The 22,438-nt window shown below is 70.0% G+C and carries 20 protein-coding genes; 8 read left to right on the top strand and 12 right to left on the bottom strand.

Annotated elements, in window-relative coordinates; all coding sequences use genetic code 11:
* Positions 1 to 51 precede the first annotated feature (51 nt).
* From HCR68_RS02595 to HCR68_RS02570, 6 genes are all read right to left on the bottom strand, one after another.
* Positions 52 to 936 (bottom strand): RNA methyltransferase, encoded by an 885-nt coding sequence (locus tag HCR68_RS02595; RefSeq protein ID WP_243858894.1) that lies wholly within the window; start codon positions 934 to 936, stop codon positions 52 to 54.
* Positions 936 to 2,930 carry an ABC transporter ATP-binding protein gene (locus HCR68_RS02590; RefSeq protein WP_167145894.1) on the bottom strand — a complete coding sequence of 665 codons (1,995 nt, stop codon included), beginning with the start codon at positions 2,928 to 2,930 and terminating at the stop codon, positions 936 to 938. The genes HCR68_RS02595 and HCR68_RS02590 overlap by 1 nt, the downstream gene beginning before the upstream one ends.
* Complete coding sequence (locus HCR68_RS02585; RefSeq protein ID WP_167145892.1) at positions 2,927 to 4,747, bottom strand: ABC transporter ATP-binding protein; 1,821 nt, start codon at positions 4,745 to 4,747, stop codon at positions 2,927 to 2,929. Before HCR68_RS02585 ends, HCR68_RS02590 begins: the two co-directional genes overlap by 4 nt.
* Positions 4,748 to 4,834: 87 nt before the next feature.
* A complete protein-coding gene (locus HCR68_RS02580) occupies positions 4,835 to 6,145 on the bottom strand; it encodes an SPFH domain-containing protein (protein WP_167145890.1) in 1,311 nt (436 codons plus the stop codon).
* A gap of 193 nt (positions 6,146 to 6,338) precedes the next feature.
* Complete coding sequence (locus tag HCR68_RS02575) at positions 6,339 to 6,800, bottom strand: NfeD family protein (protein ID WP_167145888.1); 462 nt, start codon at positions 6,798 to 6,800, stop codon at positions 6,339 to 6,341.
* Positions 6,801 to 6,875: 75 nt separating this feature from the next.
* Positions 6,876 to 7,697, bottom strand: coding sequence for an ABC transporter ATP-binding protein (locus HCR68_RS02570; protein WP_167145886.1), 822 nt, complete (start codon positions 7,695 to 7,697; stop codon positions 6,876 to 6,878).
* A gap of 111 nt (positions 7,698 to 7,808) precedes the next feature.
* On the opposite strand from HCR68_RS02570, the gene HCR68_RS02565 reads away from it, so the two are divergent.
* Positions 7,809 to 8,546 (top strand): hypothetical protein, encoded by a 738-nt coding sequence (locus HCR68_RS02565; protein ID WP_167145884.1) that lies wholly within the window; start codon positions 7,809 to 7,811, stop codon positions 8,544 to 8,546.
* A gap of 74 nt (positions 8,547 to 8,620) precedes the next feature.
* Here HCR68_RS02565 and glgA read toward each other — a convergent pair whose 3' ends face one another.
* Positions 8,621 to 9,850, bottom strand: coding sequence for a glycogen synthase (gene glgA / locus HCR68_RS02560; protein ID WP_167145882.1), 1,230 nt, complete (start codon positions 9,848 to 9,850; stop codon positions 8,621 to 8,623).
* 289 nt (positions 9,851 to 10,139) lie between these two features.
* On the opposite strand from glgA, the gene glgC reads away from it, so the two are divergent.
* Both glgC and serB read left to right on the top strand, forming a co-directional pair.
* Positions 10,140 to 11,384 (top strand): glucose-1-phosphate adenylyltransferase, encoded by a 1,245-nt coding sequence (gene glgC / locus HCR68_RS02555; RefSeq protein ID WP_167145879.1) that lies wholly within the window; start codon positions 10,140 to 10,142, stop codon positions 11,382 to 11,384.
* 105 nt (positions 11,385 to 11,489) lie between these two features.
* The gene (gene serB / locus HCR68_RS02550) at positions 11,490 to 12,206 is read left to right on the top strand and encodes a phosphoserine phosphatase SerB (RefSeq protein WP_167145878.1); all 717 of its coding nucleotides are present in this window, start codon (positions 11,490 to 11,492) and stop codon (positions 12,204 to 12,206) included.
* 26 nt (positions 12,207 to 12,232) lie between these two features.
* On the opposite strand, the gene HCR68_RS02545 is transcribed toward serB, so the two are convergent.
* The 3 genes from HCR68_RS02545 to HCR68_RS02535 form a co-directional block, all read right to left on the bottom strand.
* A complete protein-coding gene (locus tag HCR68_RS02545) occupies positions 12,233 to 12,733 on the bottom strand; it encodes a histidine phosphatase family protein (protein ID WP_167146012.1) in 501 nt (166 codons plus the stop codon).
* A 98-nt stretch (positions 12,734 to 12,831) separates the two neighbouring features.
* On the bottom strand, positions 12,832 to 13,638 hold the full coding sequence (locus HCR68_RS02540) for an SDR family oxidoreductase (protein WP_167145876.1): 807 nt from the start codon (positions 13,636 to 13,638) through the stop codon (positions 12,832 to 12,834).
* 21 nt (positions 13,639 to 13,659) lie between these two features.
* Complete coding sequence (locus HCR68_RS02535; protein ID WP_208320477.1) at positions 13,660 to 14,388, bottom strand: SDR family oxidoreductase; 729 nt, start codon at positions 14,386 to 14,388, stop codon at positions 13,660 to 13,662.
* A gap of 181 nt (positions 14,389 to 14,569) precedes the next feature.
* Here HCR68_RS02535 and dusB point away from each other — a divergent pair, with 181 nt between their 5' ends.
* Positions 14,570 to 15,868 (top strand): tRNA dihydrouridine synthase DusB, encoded by a 1,299-nt coding sequence (gene dusB / locus HCR68_RS02530; protein WP_167145872.1) that lies wholly within the window; start codon positions 14,570 to 14,572, stop codon positions 15,866 to 15,868.
* Between the two features lie 52 nt (positions 15,869 to 15,920).
* On the opposite strand, the gene HCR68_RS02525 is transcribed toward dusB, so the two are convergent.
* Together HCR68_RS02525 and HCR68_RS02520 are read right to left on the bottom strand one after the other, a co-directional pair.
* Positions 15,921 to 17,252, bottom strand: a complete 1,332-nt coding sequence (locus tag HCR68_RS02525) for a YibE/F family protein (protein WP_167145870.1) — start codon at positions 17,250 to 17,252, stop codon at positions 15,921 to 15,923.
* Between the two features lie 62 nt (positions 17,253 to 17,314).
* A complete protein-coding gene (locus HCR68_RS02520) occupies positions 17,315 to 18,709 on the bottom strand; it encodes a glycine--tRNA ligase (protein ID WP_167145869.1) in 1,395 nt (464 codons plus the stop codon).
* Positions 18,710 to 18,934: 225 nt separating this feature from the next.
* Between HCR68_RS02520 and HCR68_RS02515 the strand changes: the two genes are divergently transcribed.
* The 4 genes from HCR68_RS02515 to HCR68_RS02500 all read left to right on the top strand — a co-directional run bounded on the left by HCR68_RS02515 (position 18,935) and on the right by HCR68_RS02500 (position 22,418).
* A complete protein-coding gene (locus HCR68_RS02515) occupies positions 18,935 to 20,014 on the top strand; it encodes a metal ABC transporter substrate-binding protein (RefSeq protein WP_167145867.1) in 1,080 nt (359 codons plus the stop codon).
* A gap of 72 nt (positions 20,015 to 20,086) precedes the next feature.
* Complete coding sequence (locus tag HCR68_RS02510; protein ID WP_167145865.1) at positions 20,087 to 21,097, top strand: metal ABC transporter ATP-binding protein; 1,011 nt, start codon at positions 20,087 to 20,089, stop codon at positions 21,095 to 21,097.
* Positions 21,094 to 21,984: a metal ABC transporter permease gene (locus HCR68_RS02505; RefSeq protein WP_167145863.1), complete on the top strand. Its 891-nt coding sequence runs from the start codon at positions 21,094 to 21,096 to the stop codon at positions 21,982 to 21,984. The genes HCR68_RS02510 and HCR68_RS02505 overlap by 4 nt, the downstream gene beginning before the upstream one ends.
* Positions 21,981 to 22,418, top strand: a complete 438-nt coding sequence (locus HCR68_RS02500) for a Fur family transcriptional regulator (RefSeq protein WP_167145861.1) — start codon at positions 21,981 to 21,983, stop codon at positions 22,416 to 22,418. Before HCR68_RS02505 ends, HCR68_RS02500 begins: the two co-directional genes overlap by 4 nt.
* Positions 22,419 to 22,438: the final 20 nt, after the last annotated feature.

The raw sequence follows: 22,438 nt of genomic DNA, 5'->3' as shown, positions 1-22,438 counted from the left end.
TACGGATCCGGCCCCGACGCGTTGCTTCCGGCGTTCACCGGCGGCTGTGGCTCACGGCAGCCGCAGCGCCCAGAAGGCCACGGCCGCCGCCGCGGCCACGTTGAGGGAGTCCACTCCCCCGGCCATCGGGATGCGCACCACCTCGTCGGCGGCCGCGATCGTCCGGTGCGACAGCCCGTCTCCCTCCGTGCCCAGGACGACTGCCACCCGAGAGCCCGCCTCCGTACAGGTCGACGAGCTCGCGAACTCGTCCAGCGCCACCGAGTGCTCGGACAGAGCCAGAGCCGCCACCGTGAAGCCCTGTGCGTGGAGCTCGTCCATGGCGGGCCAGTGCTCGATCCGGGTCCAGGGGACCTGGAAGACGGTGCCCATGGAGACGCGCACGCTGCGCCGGTAGAGCGGGTCGGCGCAGCGCGGGGTGACCAGGACGGCGTCGATCCCCAGGGCTGCGGCGCTGCGGAAGGCGGCGCCCACATTGGTGTGGTCCACCAGGTCCTCCAGGATCGCGACCCGTCTGGCGCCCGCTCCTCCACGCGCGGCCGACAACAGAGCGGGGACGGACGCGAGCTCCGGCCGGTTCATGGCGGCCAGTGCCCCGCGGTGCAGGTGAAAGCCCGTGATGGACTCCAGCACCTCCTCGGGGGCGATGAAGACCGGAACGTCCCCGCCGTCGTCACGTCCCCCGGTGCCGACCGCGGAGGCGATGACCGGGCGCATCTCGTCCAGATGGCGTGGGGCCATGAGGAAGGAGCGCGGGGCGTGCCCGGCGGCCACGGCCCGCGTGATGACCTTGCTGGACTCGGCCATGTACAGGCCTCGCCGCGTCTCCAGCCGGCGGCGGAGCGCCACGTCCGTCAGCCGGGTGTAGTCCGCCAGGTGCTCGTCGGTGCCACTACCGGCCGTGTGCGGAGCGTCAAGGTTATCGAGACGAATGATCACGAGCGCCTGCCCCGGGAGTCGCGGCCGACCTCTGCCAGCAGTGGGTTCGGCTGGACGGCGGGGGCGCCGGGCGAGGCCGGGCCCGAGAACTGGCTCTGGTAGAGGTCGTAGTAGGCGCCGCGGGCGGCGATGAGCTCATCGTGGCTGCCCTGCTCCACGATGTCCCCCTCCTCCATGACCAGGATGACGTCGGCGTCACGGATGGTGGACAGGCGGTGGGCGATGACGAAGCTCGTGCGGTTCCTGCGCAGCTCCACCATGGCCTGCTGGACCAGCAGCTCGGTGCGGGTGTCGACCGAGCTGGTCGCCTCGTCCAGCACGAGGATGTGGCGGTTGGCCAGGAAGGCCCGGGCGATGGTCAGGAGCTGCTTCTCCCCCGCTGAGACTCCCGTGCCGGAGTCATCGATCATCGTGTCGTATCCCTGGGGCAGGGCGTTGATGATGTGGTCGACACTGGCGGCCTCGGCAGCCTCCAGGACGTCGTCGTGGGTGGCGCCGAGTCTGCCGAAAGCGATGTTCTCCTCGATGGTGCCCTCGAAGAGCCAGGTCTCCTGGAGAACCATGCCGATCTGCTCGCGCAGCTCCTCGCGGGTCAGCTCGCTGATGTCCACGCCGTCGATCGAGATCGAGCCGGACTGCGGGTCATAGAAGCGCAGGAGAAGGTTGACCAGGGTCGTCTTGCCCGCACCGGTGGGCCCGACGATGGCGACGGTCTGTCCAGGCTCGACCACCAGGTTGAGGTCGGTGATGAGCTCTGTGTCCGGGGTGTATGAGAATCGCACGTGGTCGAAGACGACGCGCCCCTTCACCTCCTGGGGAAGGTGGGCCGTGCCCGTGTCAGCCTCCTCGGGGGCATCCATGAGATCGAAGAGCCGTTCGGCGCTGGCCGCACCGGATTGGAGCAGGTTCGCCATGGAGGCCAGCTGGGTGATCGGCTGGCTGAAGTTCTGGGAGTACTGGATGAAGGCCTGCACGTCCCCGAGCGTCATGGCGCCCGTGGTGATCCTCAGGCCACCGACGACGGCGATGACCACGAAGTTCAGGTTGGAGATGATCCGCATGACCGGTTGGATGGTCCCGGATATCCACTGCGCCTTGTAGGAGCCCTCGTAGAGCCGATCGTTCTGCTCGTTGAACAGCTTCTCGAAGGTGCTCTCCGAGTTGAACAGGGCCACGACCTCGTGCCCGGTGAAGGCCTCCTCGACAACTCCCGACACCTGACCCGTCGCGTCCCACTGCTCGGTGAAGTGCGGACGCGAGCGCCGGGAGATGAGAGCGGCCGCGACGATGGCCACCGGGATCGTCGCCAGTGCCACAAGAGACAGCTCACCGGAGACCGAGATCATCATGGCAGTCACGCCGATGATGGTGATGAGCGAGTTGAAGGACTGGGAAATGGTCTGCTGGAGGGTCTGGGACACATTGTCGACATCGTTGGTGACTCGCGAGAGGACGTCGCCTCGCGAGCCCTGGTCGATGTAGGACAGAGGGACGCGGGTGAGCTTGTCCTCCACCTCTGAGCGCAGACGCCGCGCAGTACGCTGTACCACTCCAGTCAGTAGGCGTCCCTGGATCCACAGCAGGAGAGCGGCGACGGTGTAGAGAGCGATGACCTGTGCCAGCACTGCGGCGAGGCGTCCGGTGTCCAGACCTGATCCGACTGTGACGTCCATGCTGCCCACCATCGACGCATAGGTGTCCATCCCTCGCTGGTGCAGCATGTCGACGAGCTCGTCCCCACCGGTTCCAGACGGCAGCCCCTCGCGTGCGAGCAGTGTTCCCAGGACGCCCTCGTAGATGATGTTCGTTGCGCGTCCCAGCACCCGGGGTGCCAGGACGTTGAGGATGACCGAGACGGTCGTCAGGACGATCACCAGGAGGATCCGTGGTCCTTCCGGGCGCAGCTCCCGTATCAGACGCATCCAGGCGCCTCTTGCGTCCTCGGCCCTGGTGGTCGGGACTCCCTGGTTGGGCCCGGGTCCCTGACTCATGCGGCCTCCTCGACACTGATCTGTGACAGGACGATCTCCTGGTAGGTGGGGCACTGGTCCATGAGCTCGTCGTGGGTGCCCGTTCCGACCACGCGCCCCTTGTCCAGGACGACGATCTGGTCGGCCTCACGGATGGATGCCACGCGCTGGGCGACGATCACAATGGTGGCCCCTCCCGTGGCCCGGGGCAGTCCCGCTCGGAGGCGGGCGTCAGTGGCATAGTCCAGTGCGGAGAAGGAGTCGTCGAAGACGTACACCCCGGCGGGGCGCAGGAGTGCCCGGGCAATGGCCAGGCGCTGGCGCTGGCCCCCGGAGAAGTTGACGCCCCCGGCATCCACGCCGTGGTCCAGGCCCTTGTCCAGGGACTGGATGAATCCCGCCGCCTGCGCGGCCTCCAGGGCCTTCCATATCTCAGCGTCGCTGGCGTCGGGCTTGCCGTGCTGGAGGGCGGAGCGGACGGTGCCGGAGAAGAGGTAGGCCTTCTGCGGGACAGTGGCAATGGCCCGCCTCAGCTCATGAGGGTCCAGGTCCCGCACGTCGACGCCGTCGACGCTCACGGAGCCGTGGCTGACGTCCAGGAGACGGGACAGCAGCTTGACCAGGGTGGACTTGCCCGATCCGGTGGAACCGATGAAGGCCGTCGTGGTCCCGGGCTCGATGTCCAGGCTGATGCCCCGCAGCGCGCAGCTGTCGGCGCCGGGATAGCGCAGGGCGACGTCGTCCAGGCGGATCCGTCGGCCTCGGCCTGGGCCACCACCGTCCTTGGCGGGGACGTCATCGGCGGAGGTGCTGGAGACGTACTGACGGTCGTCGCGCATGGCACCTGGAGCCGGCGGCAGGTGAGCCGGTTCGTCCGGCGCGGCGATGGAGGGCTCAAGCGCCATGACCTCCTGGAAGCGGCCGGCGGCCACCTGCGCCCGAGGCAGGATGCTGAGGAGCATCACCGCAATCATGACGGACATGAGGATCTGGGCGATGTAGTTGAGGTAGGCGCTCAGGTCACCGATCGACATGTCGCCGCTGTTGATCCTCATGCCTCCGAACCAGACCACCGCGACCGAGGCGAGATTCATGATGAGCTGGACGGCTGGGAACGTCAGGGCCATGAGCCGTCCGATGCTCCAGGAGGTGGCGGTGAGCCGGCTGTTGGCCTCCTCGAAGACGTCTCGCCTCTGCGCGCTTCGCACGAAGGCGCGGATGACGCGCATGCCCTGGATCTGCTCGCGCATGACGAGGTTGACACGGTCGATGCGGGACTGCTGCGTACGGAAGTGGGGCAGGAGCCGGCTCGTGATCAGGCCCAGCACGAGTGCGAGAAGCGGAACGAGCACCATGAGGAGCCCGGAGAGGGGGACATCCACGCGCAGCGCCATGATCGTTCCGCCCACGAGCATGATCGGGGCCATGAGCATCATGGACGACATCATGAAGACCACCGACTGGACCTGCTGGATGTCGTTGGTGGACCGGGTGATGAGCGAGGGCGCACCGAAGCGCGAGATCTCCTCGACGTTGAAGCGCTGGACGTGGGAGAAGATGTCCGAGCGCATGTGGCGTCCCAGTCCCATGGCGGATCTGGCCGCGAAGTAGGTTCCCGCGACCGCGACCACTCCCTGAAGCGCGGTCACGGCGAGCATCAGAGCCCCGAGACGCCAGATGACCTCCGTGTTCCCACTGACGACGCCTCTGTTGATGATGTCGGCGTTGAGGGTGGGCAGCCACAGGGTCGCAGCCGTCTCGAGAGTCTTCAGGAGCAGGACGGCGGTTATCAGCCAGACATAGGGCCGCAGATAACGACGCAGCGTGAGACGTAGCACGGCGGCGAGGGTACATCAGTCCGTAACGGACCGCAGGACTCTCGCCGCCGTCTCCACGCCCAGTGCTCAGGGTCGCGGGTGCCTGTATCAGGCCCCGTAGGGTCCCTGGGGCGCGCCGGGAGGCGTGCCGTAACCGGGCTGGGCCTGGATGCCGTAGCCGCCGCGCGGGGGCACGGTGCCGGGCTGGCCCAGCTGCTCCCCGGGAGCGGCTGCGCGGTTGCCGTGCGCGGCGTGGGCGCCCTCGGCGCTGTCCGTCGTCGGGACGGTCACGGCCGGCCCGCCATCAGAGTCATCGGCGGGCGCTTTCGGAGTGGCGTTCCCCTTGGGGGCGGGTTCCTCACTGGCCTCCTGGGCGGCCGACTCAACCTCGCCACGGGCCTGGGCGAGGGCCTCCTCGGGGGCCTGGAGGCTGGTGCTGGCCAGGTCCGAGGCGATGCCCAGGTCGAGCTCGCTGCCCGACAGGTCGACGCCGGGGCCGGAGTCGGAGTCGTCGTCGGAGCCGCCGGGGCCTCCACCGGGCCCGCCGTCCCTGCCACCGCCGAGGGCGCCGGCGATCCCGTCGAGGGCCGCGGTGAACTCGGTGGGCACGATCCACATCTTGGAGGAGGAGCCGTTGGCGATCTTGGGCAGGGTCTGGAGGTACTGGTAGGCCAGCAGCTTGGGATCGGCGTTACCGCGGTGGATGGCGTCGAAGACCTGAAGGATGGCGCGGGACTCGCCCTGGGCCTTGAGGATCACGGACTGCGCCTGGCCCTCGGCACGCAGGATCGCGGACTGCTTGTCACCCTCGGCCGTGAGGATCTGGGACTGCTTGACGCCCTCGGCCGTCAGAATCGCGGCGCGGCGGTCCCGCTCGGCGCGCATCTGCTGCTCCATCGAGCCCTGGATGGAGGCGGGCGGGTCGATGGACTTCAGCTCGACGCTGTTGACGCGGATGCCCCAACGGCCGGTGGCCTGGTCCAGGACGCCGCGCAACTGACCGTTGATCTGGTCACGGCTGGTCAGCGTCTGCTCCAGGTCCATCGAGCCGACGACGTTGCGCAGCGTGGTGACGGTCAGCTGCTCGATGGCCTGGAGGTAGTTGGAGATCTCGTAGGTCGCGCGCGTCGGGTCGGTGATCTGGTAGTAGACCACCGAGTCGATGCTCACGACGAGGTTGTCGGAGGTGATCACCGGCTGGGGCGGGAAGGAGACGACCTGCTCACGCAGGTCCATGACGTTGCGCACCCGGTCGACGAAGGGAACCAGGAAGTGCATCCCGGCGGTGTAGGCCGCCTGGAAGCGGCCCAGGCGCTCGACGATGATCGCGGTGCTCTGCTTGACGATCCGCACCGCCCGGAAGATGGCGACGATGACCAGTACTGCCAGGAGCAGCAAGATGATGGAGATGACGGGCACGAGTTTCCTCCTGCGGGGTTGAACGGGTGGTCAGGACGGCTGCGGGCCGGCCACGGGAACTAGGAGCGAGGGTACGGGTGAGGACGAGTGGGCGCGATGCCGACGACGCCGATGGACGCCGATACAGGCCAACACGGTGGGACACCGCCGGCCGGGTCGAGACCGCTGTGGCCCTGCCGGGAGGATCCCTGCGTCAGGACGCGGAGGCGTCGGCGGGCGCCGGGGCGACGACGGCCACGGCCCCGTCGATCTCAGTGACGGTGACCCGGGTGCCGGCCTCCAGACGGAGGCCGGCCCCTGGTGCGGCGCTGGCCAGCCGGGCGCTCCACTCCTCGCCACCCAGGCGGACCCGGCCGCCGCCGTCGTCCACCGCGGTGATGGTGGTGGCGGATCTGCCGATGAGGGCGTCGACATTGGTCTTCATCTGCGGGGTGGTGGCCGCCAGGCGCCGCTTGGCCCAAGGGCGCACGGCGAAGAGCAGCAGGGTGGAGATGCAGGCGAAGACCACCACCTGCGCCCACAGGGGCCCGCCGAGGAAGGCTGTCAGACCGCCCCCCAGTGCGCCACCGGCGATCATGAGGAAGGTGAGATCGGCCGTCACCGTCTCGACGACGACGAGGAGCAGTGCCCCTCCGATCCAGAACAGCCATTCCATGAGAACCTCCTGATGAACGCGGTTGGTGAGTTGTGGTCCGGTGCGGGTCGGTACGGCCACCTGAGCCGGAGCCGGTCAGCCCCGGGCCTCGGCGACGCGCCTGCCGTGACCGCCCGGCCTTCCCCTGGCGGTGTAGCGGCCGCGGTCGTGGGTGACCTCCAGCGGGATGTCGAAGGTCGTGCTGATCGTGTCCTCGGTGAGGACCTGCTCCAACGGGCCGGATCCCACGACCCTGCCCTCGCGCAGGGTGAGCGCGTGGGTGAAGCCCTCCGGAATCTCCTCCAGGTGGTGGGTCACCAGGACCATGGAGGGCGAGTCGGGCGAGGAGATGATCTCCGTGAGCGCCGCCAGAAGCTGCTCGCGACTGGCCAGGTCCAGGCCTGAGGCGGGCTCGTCGAGGAAGAGCATCTCCGGGTCCGGCATGAGGGCGCGGGCCAGCTCGACGCGCTTGCGCTCCCCGGATGACAGCGTCCCCCAGAGGCGGTCGACCAGGTGCCCGGCTCCCAGGGCGCCCAGCAGGGCGTGGGCACGCTCGACGTCGAAGTCGTCGTACTCCTCGCGCCAGCGCCCGATGCGCCCGTAGGAGGCCGACAGAACGACGCCGAGAACCTTCTCGCCCCCCTGGACGTTGGCGGCCAGGGCCGAGGACAGCAGACCGATGCGGGGGTGGAGCTCGGAGACGTCCACGCGCCCGAGCCGCTCGGAGAGGACGTCCACCGTCCCGGAGGAGGGGAAGAGCCGGGCCGAGGCGATCCTGGCGATGGTGGTCTTGCCCGCACCGTTGGGTCCCAGCAGCACCCAGTGCTGTCCCTCCTCCACGGTCCAGCTGACGTGGCTGAGGATCTGGTGGCTGCCGCGATGCAGCGAGACGTCGTCAAGGTGCAGGACACTGGTCATGAGCCGATCCTATCGTGCTACCGACATCACACCGGGCAGATGCGGGGCGCTCCCCGCCCTGGTCGAGCATCCCGGTCGAGGTCGTCTGGTCCTTCACTATGGTGGACCCCCATGGATCCCCTCAACCCGCCCGTCAGCATCGTGCTGGCACTGTGGGCACCGACGCCCTCCTCCCACGGCCTGTCGCTGGTCCAGGGACCCGACGGCGTCCATGACGTCATCGGCAGCGTCGTCAACGGCGTCACCGGAGCCTCGAACGGAGATGGTGATGCTCCCGAGCGCACCGGCCTGGAACGGTGGCTCGCCGGTGCCCGCCCACTCACCCGGGTGACGGCGGTCCTGCCCTCGCCCTCCGGCGCCACCGGCACCTGGGGCATCCTGCCCGACGTCGAGGAGGGCGTCGTCATCGAGGGCGGGCCAGGACGGGTTCTGCTGGTGCCCGAGGACTCCGGCACCTCCGTGACCTGGCGCGCCGCGCCGGTGAGCGGGCCACTGCCTCCGCTCGACGCGGCGCACGCCCGTAGACAGGTGCACGCCGCCACCGAGGAGGCCATCGACTCGCTCGTCGAGCTCGACCTGGCCCGCGAGCGCCCGGAGACGGCCGACGCCCTCAATGACCTGCTCACCGCCGTGGTGGACCCGCGCCTCATCCCTCCCTGGCTGCCGAGCCGCAACCGGGAGCTGTTGGAGCGCTCCTTGCGGCTGGCGGGAATCTGCGAGCTGGCCCTGGATGACGAAGGCGCGGCCACGACGGCCCTCCAGGCGCAGCGGCGCTCGAGCGTGCTGCGTCCGCTGCTGGCGGTGGCTCGCCACGGCGCCGCAGCCGCCACCGAGTGGTGGGCCCGGTAACTCGTCGTAACGAGCCGCACCACCCGCCGGCTTTCTGTGAGCCGGCCGGGGCCGGTTCTGAGCCGGCTCAGCGATCATCCCTGGGACAGCACCCAGTTGTAGACGTCCATGGTGCGCTGGGCGATGGCCTCCCAGGCGAAGTGCTCCTCGACGCGGCGTCGGGCGGCCTCACCCATGGCCTTGGCGGCCTCGGCGTCGGTGACCAGGGTGGTCAGGCGCTCGGCCAGGTCGGCCTCGAAGCGAGCCGGGTCGATGGGGGTGCCGGTACCGTCCTGGACCTGCTCGATGGGGACCAGGAGCCCGGTCTCGCCGTCAACGATGACGTCGGGGATGCCGCCGGTGGCCGAGCCGACGACCGGCAGGCCCACGGCCATCGCCTCGAGGTTGACGATACCCAGGGGCTCGTAGACCGAGGGGCACACGAAGACGTCGGAGGCGGCCAGCACGGCGATGAGCTCGGGGCGCGGCAGCATCTCCTCGATCCAGACCACGCCGGTGCGCTTCTCGCGCAGGCGGGCCACGAGGCCCTCGACCTCGGCCTTGATCTCGGGGGTGTCGGGAGCGCCGGCGCACAGGATGACCTGGACGTCGGCGGGCAGCTGCTCGCAGGCGCGCAGCAGGTGGGGCAGGCCCTTCTGGCGGGTGATGCGGCCGACGAACACGACGGTGGGGCGGTCGGGGTCGATACCGAGCCGCTTCAGGGTGGCGGCGGCCGCGGCGTCGGCCTCCTCACCCTGGGGGTGCTTCCAGGCCTGAAGGTCGATGCCGTTGTGGACGACCTTGACGCGCTCGGGGTCGATGGCCGGGTAGGAGCGCAGGATGTCCTCGCGCATGCCGTTGGAGACGGCGATGATGCCGGAGGCGGCCTCGTAGGCGGTCTTCTCCGCCCAGGAGGACAGGGCGTAGCCGCCGCCGAGCTGCTCGGCCTTCCAAGGACGCAGGGGCTCCAGGGAGTGGGCGCTGATGACGTGGGGGACGCCGTGGAGCAGGCCGGAGAGGTGTCCGGCGAGGTTGGCGTACCAGGTGTGGGAGTGGACGAGGTCGGTTCCCTCGGTGCCCTGGGCCATCTCCAGGTCGACGCCGAAGGTGCGCAGGGCGGCGTTGGCGCCGTCGAGCTCGGCGATCTCGGGGTAGCCGGTGACGCCGTCGTCGGCGCCCTCGGTGCCGGGCTCGCGGGGGCCGCCGAAGGCGTGGACGCGGACGTCGGCCAGGGGGCGCAGGACCTTGGCCAGCTCGTTGACGTGGACTCCGGCGCCGCCGTAGATGAAGGGCGGGTACTCCTTGGTCAGCAGGTCTACCCTCATGGGTGTGCCTCTCCTCTGTCTGCTGGATGGACTGACCGCGCCTTCCTCGGCGCAGGACGGGCGTCCGCGGTGGGGCGGGCGCCACATCCGACGGTATACGCACACGCCTTCGAGTGGGACCTTTCGACGCCGGTGGTTTCCACCGACTCACGTGTGCGGGCCCGTGGGCGGCCCGGAGGGAGGCGGATCTAGTTCGAAGGTCCGTGCCGAGTCATGACCGGTTCATAACTGCCTCAAATTGTGATCTGTTTGGCCCCATAAGTCTCTCAGGCAACGTAAGGTGGGCCACATGGCTCAACCTCGCGTTCTCGCAATCGTCCTCGCCGGTGGCGAGGGCAAGCGTCTCATGCCCCTGACCGTCGACCGCGCGAAGCCCGCCGTCCCCTTCGGTGGCATCTACCGGCTCATCGACTTCTCGCTGTCCAACATGATCAACTCCGGCTTCCTCAAGGTCGTGGTGCTCACCCAGTACAAGTCCCACTCGCTGGACCGCCACATCTCCAAGACGTGGCGCATGTCCGACATGCTGGGCAACTACATCGCCCCGGTGCCGGCTCAGCAGCGCGTGGGCAAGCACTGGTTCCTGGGGAGCGCCGACGCGATCTACCAGTCGCTCAACCTGCTCGACGACGAGCGGCCCGACTACGTGGTCATCACCGGTGCGGACAACATCTACCGCATGGACTTCTCCCAGATGCTGGACCACCACATCGCCTCCGGGCTGCCCTGCACCGTGGCGGGCATCCGCCAGCCCCGGTCCCTGGCCGACCAGTTCGGCGTCATCGAGACCGACCCGGCCGACCGCGGCAGGATCAAGGCCTTCGTCGAGAAGCCCAAGGAGACCCCCGGCCTGCCGGACTCCCCCGACGAGGTGCTGGCCTCGATGGGCAACTACATCATGAACGCCGACGCGCTCCTGGAGGCCGTCACGGTGGACGCCGCCGACGAGTCCTCCAAGCACGACATGGGCGGCAGCATCGTGCCCTGGTTCGTGAACCAGGGTGCGGCCGGCGTCTACGACTTCAAGGACAATGACGTTCCCGGTTCCTCCGAGCGCGATCGCGACTACTGGCGTGACGTGGGTACCGTGGACGCCTTCTTCGACGCCCACCAGGACCTCATCTCGGTCACCCCCGTGTTCAACCTGTACAACGACCGCTGGCCGTTGTTCGCCGGGTACCAGGCGGCGATGCCGCCGGCCAAGTTCGTCTACGGTCACCACGAGCGCCTGGGTCACGCGGTCGACTCGATCGTCTCGCCGGGCGTCATCGTCTCCGGCGGTGAGGTGATCTCCTCGGTCCTGTCCCCCGGCGTGCGCGTCAACTCCTGGTCCTCGGTGCGCGAGTCCGTCCTCATGGACGGTGCGGAGGTCGGGCGCAACACCGTGGTCAACCGCGCGATCCTGGACAAGTACGTCCGGGTCGAGGAGGGCGCCATGGTGGGTATCGACCCCGAGCACGACCGCGAGCGGGGCTTCACCGTGACCGAGTCCGGTATCACGGTGGTGGCCAAGGGCCAGCTCGTCACCCGCTGACCCGAGCGGCCCTGACCACTCACCTTTCATCTTCTCCGGCTGCTGCGCCGTCGTCCGGTTCGGCCGGGCGACGGCGCAGCCGCGCGCGGCGATTAGCATGACGCCATGAGTAGTACCTCCCCCGCCCTCACCGGTTCCGTCAGCGGTGTCCTGACCGACGGCCCCCTGGTCACCGAGGGCCCCGGCCTGCTGGTCATGGACGTGGACTCCACCCTCATCGAGCAGGAGGTCATCGAGCTCATCGCCGAGCGTGCCGGGACGCGCGAGCAGGTCGCCGAGGTCACGGCCCGGGCGATGCGCGGGGAGCTGGACTTCGCAGCCTCGCTGCGCGAGCGGGTGGCGACGCTGGCCGGGGTCCCCGAGAGCGTGTTCGCGGACGTGCTCGCCGAGGTTCGTCCCACGGCGGGGGCGGCCGGGCTGATCGAGGCGCTGCACGCGCGCGGTTGCCGGGTGGGGGTCGTCTCGGGCGGCTTCGAGGAGGTCGTGGTGCCCCTGGCCGAGCGACTGGGTATCGACCACGTGGCGGCCAACCGCCTGGAGGTCAGTGGCGGCGTGCTCACCGGCCGGGTGCTGGGGCGGATCGTGGACCGTCAGGAGAAGGTGCGCTGTCTGCGCCGCTGGGCCGAGCAGGACGGTGTGCCCATGGAGCGCACCATCGCCGTCGGGGACGGGGCCAACGACCTGGGGATGCTGGCGACCGCGGGGCTGGGAGTGGCGTTCTGCGCCAAGCCGGTGGTCGTCGAGCAGGCCGACGCCGCCATCCACGTGCGCGACCTGCGGGCCGTCCTGCAGCTGATCGGGGCCCGTTCAGAGGCTGAATAGGAGTCTGATCGGGCTCCTCCGAGGACTCAGTCGCGCTTGCGGGCGGTGAAGATCTCGCGGATGCGGGCGCTCCTGGGCTCCAGCTCCGCCCAGCTGCCGGGGACGTCGATGATGACGGCGGTGGCCGTGGGCACGCCGAAGGAGATCTGGGAGGCCAGGTCGTCGTCGGTGTCGTGGAGGATGTGGGCCAGCACGGAGATCGTGGGCTCGTGGCCGACGACGACCACCGTGCTCGCCTCGCCGCCCTCCTCGGCCAGGACCCGCAGGATGCCGTTGGGGCCCAGGTTGTAGATCTCCTCGCGCACCAGGGTGTCGGCGGGCTCGAGGCGGTCGCGCAGGGGGCGGGCGGTCTCGCGGGCGCGGGCGGCCGGGGAGACCAGGAGCAGGTCGGTGGTCTCCAGGCGCTTGCGCAGCTCCTTGGCCAGCAGACCGGCGAGAGCGGCGCCCTTGGAGGTCAGGGGACGTTCCAGGTCGGTGACGGCGTCGTGCGAGGCCTTGGAGTGGCGGACGAGCACGAGGCGGCGCATGGGATCCGTTGTCACGGCTCTACCCTACGGCACCGCGGCGGCCCCCGATACGGTTCTGACGCAGTTCCGGCGCGGTTCCCCTGCGCCGGTGTGCGCGATCAGCCGACGACGCCGGCCCCGCCGTCGACGTGGATGACCTGTCCGGTGGTGGCGGGCAGCCAGGAGGAGAGCAGGGCGACGGTGCTGCGGGCCACCGCGGTGGCGTCCTGGGTGTCCCAGCCCAGCGGGGCGGCGGCGCCCCAGCGCCCGCTGAGCACCTCGAAGTCGGGGATGGCACTGGCCGCGGTGGTGCTCAGGGGGCCCGAGGAGACGGCGTTGACCCGCACGCCACGCTGGCCCAGCTCGACGGCGAGGGCTCGCACGGAGGCCTCCAGGGCGGCCTTGAGGGGCCCCATCCAGCCGTAGCCGGGCCAAACGCGGGCACTGTCGAAGGTCAGGGTCACGACGCTGCTGCCCGGCCCCAGCAGCGGGCGGGCGGCGTCGACGAGCGCGGGCAGGGACGCCGCGGAGACGGTGAGGGCCCGCTCAAGCTCTCGCATCCGCTCCGCTCGCCCGGCAGTGTCGGCTCCCTCAAGTGGAAGGACGGTGCCCAGCAGGTCGACGTCGGCGCGGGCGATGGAGTGGACCAGGCCGTCCAGGCGGCTCACGCCCAGATCCCTCAGGGCGGGCGCGAGATCGGACAGGGAGTCGGCGTCGGCCACGTCCAGGGTCGTCACCGGATCGGGCAGGCCGAGGCCGCGGGCCACCGAGCCGGTGACCGCCAGGGTCCGGGGGTGGCCGGTCAGCAGGACGCGGGCGCCCTGCCGGACGGCCACCTCGGCGATGGCGCTGGCGATCGAGCTGGGCCGCAGGACACCGGTGACCAGTACCGTGCGCGAGGCCAGCAGACCGGCGGAAGCGTTCATGCTCTCATCGTCCCACGACTGTTACCGTCCCATGCCCATGCCGCCGTCGACGCCGAGGATCGCGCCGGTGACGTAGGAGGCCGCAGGAGAGGCCAGGAACAGGACGGGACCGGCGACGTCGGCGACGTCGGCGAAGCGCCCCAGGGGAATCTGCTCGAGGTAGGCGGTTCGGATGTGATCGGGCAGGGAGGCGGTCATCGCGGTTGTCACGAAGCCGGGAGCGACGGCATTGACGGTGATGCCTCGCGGCGCGAGCTCTCGGGCCAGGGAGCGGGTCAGCCCCTCCACCCCGCCCTTGGCGGCGCCGTAGGCGGACAGGCCCACGCCTCCGCGGGCGGCGATGGCCGAGGAGACCAGGACGATGCGGCCCCTGCGCGCCCGCATCATGGCGGGGGTGACGGCTCGCACGGTGTTGAAGGTGCCCGTCAGGTCCGCGGAGATGACCTCGTCCCACATCTGGGAGGAGGTACGGGCGGCCAGGGACTCCCGGTTGATGCCGGCCGAGGCCACGAGGACCTCGATGGGGCCGTGCGCCTCGGTGGCGGCGGACAGCACCTGGGCCAGGGCGTCGGGATCAGTGACGTCGGCGGCCAGGGCCAGGGCGCCGTCGGGGGCCTCACCGGAGCGGGAGATGCCCGCCACCCGGTCGCCCTGTGCGAGAAACGCCTTCACGACCGCCTCCCCGATCCCTCGGGAGGCTCCGGTCACGACGACGGAACGTGATATCGATGGCTCGGTCTCTTCGTTCATCAGCACAAGCACACAAGGTAACGCGCGAGAGCATTCATCATCAGTAATTCGTCACGTGCCGATCTCGATCCAACCGTGTTATTTACTTCACAGGCTATCTGTGCCGGGCCCTCTCCGGGGTCGCAGCGGCGGGCGGGTCGAGGTCCCTGCGCCTGCCGTGTGTCAGCATGTCAGGGTGACGATGAGCGAGACCTCCCCCCGCACCGGCGGCACCGATGCATCCGGCCGCTTCCCCACTCCCCTGCGCATCGGCCCGCTGGAGGTGGCCACCCCGGTCGAGCTCGCCCCCATGGCCGGGGTCACCAACGCCTCCTTCCGCAGGCTGTGCCGGGAGACGGCCGAGGCCGCTCTGCCCGAGTCCCTGGCCCCCGCCTCCCCCGGCCCGGTCACGACGCCGGGCGGCGGGCTGCTGGCCCCGGCGGGTCTGTACGTCACCGAGATGGTCACGACCCGGGCGCTGGTGGAGCGCAACGAGCGCACGCTGGCGATGGTGCGCACCGACCCCGCCGAGCGGGTGCGCTCCATCCAGCTCTACGGGGTCGACCCGACCACGGTGGGCGCCGCCGTGCGGATCCTGGTCGAGGAGGACCTGGCCGACCACATCGACCTCAACTTCGGCTGCCCGGTGCCCAAGGTGACTCGCAAGGGCGGTGGGGCGGCGCTGCCGTGGAAGCGGGACCTGCTGGCGGCCATCCTCACCGAGGCCGTGCGCGCCAGTGAGACGGCGACCCGCGTCACCGGGCGGGTGCGGGAGGTCCCCGTGACCATGAAGATGCGCCTGGGCATCGACGAGGAGCACGAGACCTTCCTCGACGCCGCCCGGGCCGCTGAGAACGCCGGGATCGCGGCCGTGGCTCTGCACGCCCGCAGCGCGCGCCAGCACTACTCGGGCAAGGCCCGGTGGGAGGAGATCTCCCGGCTCAAGGAGGCCACCGACCTTCCGGTGCTCGGCAACGGGGACATCTGGCTGGGCGACGACGCGGTGCGCATGATGGAGGCCACCGGCTGCGACGGCGTCGTCGTGGGCCGCGGGTGCCAGGGGCGGCCCTGGCTGTTCGCCGACATCGTGGCGGCCATGCACGGCTCCCGGGTGCGCACCCGCCCGGACCTGGACGCCGTCATCGGGGTGATCCGCCGCCACGGGCGCATGCTGGCCGAGGAGATGGGTGAGGATCGGGGTGTGCGCGACCTGCGCAAGCACGTGGGCTGGTACCTCAAGGGCTACCCGGTCGGTGGCGCCGCGCGCGCCGATCTCATGGGGATCAGGAGCCTGGAGGGGCTCGACGCCGGCCTGGAGCGGATGCGCTCGCGCCTGCCGGAGGTGGTCGACTACCCCGGTGACATCGTTGAGGGCCCCCGGGGTCGGGCGGGCAGCCCCAAGACCCCGCGTCTGCCCGACGGCTGGCTGGACTCCCCCGTCCTGGACGAGGCCCACCGCGAGATGCTCAGCCAGGCCGAGTCCGACGTCTCCGGCGGCTGAGCGAGTCTGGCCGCCGTCCTCCGGTCAGTCTCGTCAGTCAGTTATCCGTCAGTTAATCGTCCAAGACCGGGGTGACGCGGCACAGGGCCGCCGCGATCGCCGTCGTCGCCGGGATCGCCAGGACCAGGCCGATGGAGGAGATGAGGGTGCGCACGATCTCCTCGGCGATCTCGCCCGAGAGCATGGTGTCCAGCACCGCCCGGTCCATGAGGGCGGCGGCCAGGATGAGCGGGAGCGCCGTACCGGCGTAGGCGAAGGCCAGGGTGTAGACGGTCGAGGCGATGTGGTCCCGGCCGATCCTCATCCCACCGGTGAACAGACGCGTGCGCGACAGCAGCGGGTTGGCGGCGTGCAGCTCCCACACCGAGGAGGCCTGGGTGATGGTGACGTCGTTGAGGACACCGAGCCCGGCGATGACCATGCCGCAGGTCAGCAGCGTCTGCAGGTCGATGCGCGTACGGGAGGCCAGCAGGCGGGCGGTCTCGTCGACGTCGCCGGTCAGGTGGGCGGCGTCGGTCCCCCACAGGGCAAGCAACACGGTGAGCACGATGCCGGCCACCGTGCCCAGCAGGGCCGTCGTGGTGCGGATGGATATGCCGTGGGCGACGTAGACGGCCGCGAGCATCATCGCCATCGACCCGACCAGCGTCACGGCCAGCGGGTGGGATCCGGACAGGAGCGCCGGGATCATGAAGAAGGCGAGCACGCCGGTGGCCACCAGCAGGCCCAGGACGCTCAGGACGCCCTTGCGTCCGGCCACGGCGACGACGAGCACGAGGTAGACGATCGTTAGGGCGCCGACCGGGAGCTGGCGCTGGTAGTCGATGAAGGAGTAGGGGGAGCCGGACAGGATCGCCTGGGGAGAGTAGAGGACGACGAGGCGGTCCCCGGTGTGGGCGAGCTTGCGGGGCTCGCCCACCAGCTGGACCGGCATGACCAGGCCCTTGCCCTCGCCCTGGGTGATGCGGGCGCACACGTGCCCCTTGGCGAAGTCCTCCTGCTTGACGCCGTTGACCTCCGTCAGGGCGCTCACGGCGCTCTGGCAGCTCGACAGGTCCACGGAGGTGATGGTGGCCCGGCCCACCGAGCCGCCCTCGGCGGTGAAGGATCGTGAGCCGATGAGCGAGCTCTTGCCCGGCCACAGGATGAACAGCCCGATGACGGTGGCCAGCACCAGGGCTCCGACGATGACGCCGAGCACGATCCTCACCCGGCGAGCCTCGCCCGCATCCAGATCGAGGGGACCGGAGTGGAAGTGGCTGTGGCCACTGCGGCTGCCGTCGCTGCCGTGGCTACTGCGATGACCGATCTCCTCGGCCGGGGACTCAGGGAGGTCCTCGGCAGGGAGGGGCTCGTGGCTCGGGGAGGTCGAGTTGGCGCTCACCGTCCCATCATGCCCGCCCCGAGCCTCTGGCGTGGGCCAGGGACACGGGGCGGGATCCGGGCTCAGCAGCCGATGAGGCGCTCAGCCAGGTAGCGCTCCACGCCCTCGAGCGGGATGCGCTCCTGGGTCATCGTGTCGCGCTCGCGCACGGTGACCGCGCCGTCCTCGGGCGAGTCGAAGTCGTAGGTGAGGCAGAAGGGTGTGCCGACCTCGTCCTGGCGGCGGTAGCGGCGGCCCACCGCTCCGGCGTCGTCGTAGTCCACGTTCCAGGAGCGGCGCAGGCGGGCGGCCAGCTCCTTGGCCGGGCCGGTCAGCTCCTCCTTGCGGCTCAGCGGCAGGACGGCGGCCTTGACCGGGGCGATACGCGGGTCGAGCTTCAGCACGATGCGCTTGTCCACCCCGCCCTTGGTGTTGGGGGCCTCGTCCTCGGTGTAGGCCTCGACCAGGAAGGCCATGAGCGAGCGGGTCAGTCCCGCCGCCGGCTCGATGACATAGGGGGTCCAGCGCTCGGAGCGGGTCTGGTCGAAGTAGGACAGGTCCTTGCCGGAGTGCTCGGCGTGGGTGGACAGGTCGAAGTCGGTGCGGTTGGCGATGCCCTCGAGCTCGCCCCACTCCGATCCGGCGAAGCCGAAGCGGTACTCCAGGTCCACGGTGCGCTTGGAGTAGTGGGAGAGCTTCTCCTTCGGGTGCTCGTAGAGGCGCAGGTTGTCCTCGCTGATCCCCAGGTCCATGTACCAGGCCTTGCGGTAGTCGATCCAGTACTGGTGCCACTCCTCGTCCGTGCCCGGCTCGCAGAAGAACTCCATCTCCATCTGCTCGAACTCGCGGGTGCGGAAGATGAAGTTGCCCGGTGTGATCTCGTTGCGGAAGGACTTGCCCACCTGGCCGATGCCGAAGGGCGGCTTCTTGCGGGCCGCGCTCATGACGTTGGCGAAGTTGATGAAGATGCCCTGGGCGGTCTCGGGGCGCAGGTAGTGCAGCCCGGACTCGTCGTCGACCGGACCCAGGTAGGTCTTGAGCAGGCCGGAGAAGGCCTTGGGCTCGGTGAAGCGGCCGCGGGTGCCGCAGCTGGGGCAGGCGATCTGCTCCAGGCTCACCGAGTCGGGATCCTCGATGCCGTGCTTGGCGGCGTAGGCCTCCTGGAGCTCGTCCTCGCGCAGGCGCTTGTGGCAGGACTGACACTCGATGAGAGGGTCGGTGAAGGCATTGACGTGCCCGGAGGCGACCCACACCTCGCGCGGCAGGATGACCGAGGAGTCCAGCCCGACGACGTCGTCGCGCGAGCGGACCATGTACTGCCACCACTGGCGCTTGATGTTCTCCTTGAGCTCGACGCCCAACGGCCCGTAGTCCCAGGCCGAGCGGGTTCCGCCGTAGATCTCGCCGCATGGGAAGACGAACCCGCGACGCTTGGCGAGGTTGATGACGGCGTCAAGGCGTGAAGGGGTGGATGCCAACGGAGTGCTCCTTCAGGAGTGGTCGTGGTCCCGCCTGGTTGGTGGGGACGAGTGGGGACAGTCTAGGCGCAGGGCCGTCATGTGTCGGTGAGGGGCCCGTCGCACCGCAGGCCCGCGAGGACTCCGGGTGATGTCGTGCGGCAGGACCCGCAAACCAGCCCCCAGCAGCGCACATGGGCCCGCCGTGGTTTGACGCATCACGTCAGCAGTATGAGAATGATTCGCATGAGTGTTTCACGGACTCGTTCCCATCATCTCCGTCGCATCGTGGCGCTCGGAGCCACCCTGTTCCTGGCCGCCGGCATGAGCGCGTGCAGCGCTCTGAGAGGCGAGAGCTCGTCGGCCTCCTCCGCCCACACGATCGCCCCGGGCAAGACCCTGACGGTCTCGACGTCCTTCTACCCGATCGCCTACCTGGCCGAGGCGATCGGCGGCCCGCTGGTCAAGGTCTCCACCGTGACCCCGTCCAACGTCGAGCCGCACGACTTCGAGCTCTCCGGCAAGGAGACCGCCGAGCTGGGCAAGGCCGATCTCATCGCCTATGTCCCCGGCTTCCAGCCCTCGCTGGACAAGGCCGTCAAGGAGGTCGGCTCCGGACCCACGGTGGTGGACCTGAGCAAGCCGGCCAACCTCGTCCACCACGAGGGGGTTGAGGAGGAGCACGAGCACGGCGACGAGGCCGCCGGAGGCGACGCCTCGGCCGCCGCGAGCGAGGAGCCCAGCGAGGCGGCCCATGACGAGCACAGCGCTGACGGTGAGCACAGCCACGCCGAGGGCGAGGAGCACGGCAGCGACCTCGACCCGCACTTCTGGCTCGACCCGCAGCGCATGATCGCGGTGGCCGAGGCCATGGAGGCCTCCTTCGCCAAGATCGACCCGGCCAACGCCAACGACTACAAGGCGGGACTCGACAAGCTCAAGACGGCGCTGACCAACCTGGACTCGCAGTACAGCACGGGCCTGTCCACCTGTCAGCACACCACCTTCATCACCTCACACGCCGCCTTCGGCTACCTGGCCGACCGTTACAAGCTGACCCAGGCCTCCATCTCCGGCATCGACCCGGAGACCGAGCCCAGTCCCGCTGAGATGGCCAACATCAAGTCGGTGGTCCAGAACACGGGCGTCCAGACGATCTTCACCGAGGAACTGGTCTCCGACGCGCCCGCCAAGGCGATCGCCGATGAGACCGGGGCGGAGACCAGTGTCCTCAGCCCCCTGGAGTCCAAGCCCGAGCGGGGCGACTACACCGACGCCATGACCACCAACCTGGAGCGACTTAGGGCCGCCCTGACATGCCAGTAGAGTCGGGGCCGGGCGACCGCCTCAGACGGCCGCCCGGCTGACATCCAACCAGATCGGCACGATCACACCGGTATGACCTCATTACCCCCGTCACCATCACCGTCGCCTTCACCATCGACACCATCGTCTCCGACGGCGCCGTCCGGCTCACCCCGGGCGGCGTCGTCCGCGCTCGCCATCAGGGTGCGCGACCTCAGCGTCGTCCTGGGCGCATCCCTCATCCTGGACGACGTGAGCCTGGCGGTGGGCGGCGGCGAGTCCGTGGCGCTGCTGGGCGCCAACGGCTCGGGCAAGTCCACCCTGGTCAAGGCCGTCCTGGGACTGGTGCCGCCGGCCGGCGGCAGCATCGAGGTACTGGACACCCCCATCACGAGGCGCCGCAGAGTCCCCTGGGAGCGCATCGGCTACGTCCCCCAGCGGATCGGTGCGGGCTCCGGCGTGCCGGCCACGGCCCTGGAGGTGGTGCGCTCCGGGCTCCTGGGGCCACGCCACCCCTGGGCGGACCGGGGCCGAGGTGCTAAGAGGCGGGCGATGGCGGCGCTCGACGCCGTCGGCCTGGCCCACCGGGCCGGCGACCACGTCCAGGTCTTCTCCGGCGGCCAGGCCCAGCGGGTCCTCATCGCCCGGGCCCTGGTCCGCTCCCCCGAGCTGCTCATCCTCGATGAGCCCCTGGCGGGGATCGACCGCGCCAGCCGCGAGTCCCTGGCCACGACCCTCCAGGGGCTGCGCGCGCAGGGGCTGACCCTGGTGACGGTTCTGCATGAGATGGGTGAGCTCGCCGACGTCGTCCAGCGGGCGATCCTGCTTCAGGACGGCCGGCTCGTCGCCGACGGGCCGGCCGGAGAGGTCTCTCGCCTGCGCGACACGGTAACCGGCGGCCCCTCCGGTCGTCACCGGCACCACGGCGCCCGCAGCGACGACGGCGACTACGGTGACTCCGGCGACTACGGTGACTCCGGCGACCACAGCGACCACAGCGACCATCACCCGGATGCCGGCGGCCCTCCGGCGCACCACGCCCCCGTCCTCGACCACCGGCTGTCCGGGACGCGGCCCCGCAGCGGCAGGAGAACCCAGCCATGATCGAGTTCGTCTCCGACATGCTCGCCAGCCCTCTCACGCAGCGGGCCTTCATCGTCGCGGTGCTCGTGGGACTGGCCGCCCCGGTGGTGGGCACCTACCTGGTTCAGCGGGGCCTGGCGCTGCTGGGCGACGGGATCGGGCACATCGCCCTGACCGGTATCGCCCTGGGCTGGCTGGCCGGGGCCGCCGCCAACGTCACCCCCCATGACGCCTGGGCCGTGCCCGGGGCGATCGTCATCAGCGTGCTGGGCGCCGTGACGATCGAGGTCATCCGCGCCAACGGCCGCACCCGGGGCGACGTGGCCCTGGCGATCCTGTTCTACGGGGGGATCGCCGGCGGGGTCATCCTCATCCGTCTGGCCGGCGGCACGACGACGAACCTCAACTCCTACCTGTTCGGGTCGATCTCCACGGTCTCGGTCTCCGACGCCTGGTTCACCATCGCCCTGGCCACCCTGGTGCTCCTGGTGGGGCTGGGGCTGCGCGGACCGCTGTTCGCCCTGTGCAACGACGAGGAGTTCGCCCGCGCCTGCGGGCTGCCGACCAGTGCCCTCAACGTCCTGGTGGCGGTGGTGGCGGCCCTGACGGTCTCGGTGTCCATGCGGGTGGTGGGCGCCCTGCTGGTCTCGGCCGTCATGATCGTGCCGGTGGCCATCGCCCAGCTCGTCTCGCACTCGTTCTCGCGCACCATGTACCTGGCGATGGGACTGGGGGTGGTGGCCTGCGTGTCCGGGTTGACGATCACCTACCTGGTTGCGGCCTCCCCCGGCGCCATGATCGTGGTACTCCTGGTAGGGGGGTACGCCATCGTCGCCCTCCTGTCAGGACTGTGGCAGCTCGTCAGCCGCTCCCGACGGCACCGCATCACCTCAGGAGATAGATCATGAGCGCACGCAGCACGGCGCAGCGTCCCCGCGCCACTCGTCAGCGCGCCGCCGTCGCCGACATCCTGGCGCGCACCGATGAGTTCCGCTCCGCCCAGCAGATCCACGCGGCCCTGGAGGCCGAGGGCACCAAGGTGGGGCTGGCCACCGTCTACCGCAACCTGCAGACCCTGGCGGAGGGCGGTGCGGTGGACCAGGTGCGCAGCGCCGAGGGCGAGGTCCTCTACCGGGCCTGTGAGAGGCAGGAGCACCACCACCACATCGTGTGCCGCCGCTGCGGACACACCGTGGAGGTCGCCGGCGGCGAGCTCGAGGAGTGGATCCGCCGGGTCTCGGCCCAGCAGGGCTTCACCCAGATGGAGCACACCGCCGAGTTCTTCGGCCTGTGCGCCGCCTGCTCGGCCCAGGAGTCCTCACACGACGCGCCGCGGGGCTGACGGAGGCTGACGGCAGCCGG

Origin of the sequence: Actinomyces sp. ZJ308 (genome assembly GCF_011752065.1) — a bacterium.
In the GTDB taxonomy this organism is placed as follows: domain Bacteria; phylum Actinomycetota; class Actinomycetes; order Actinomycetales; family Actinomycetaceae; genus Actinomyces.
This window is presented reverse-complemented; position numbering and strand designations above follow the sequence as displayed.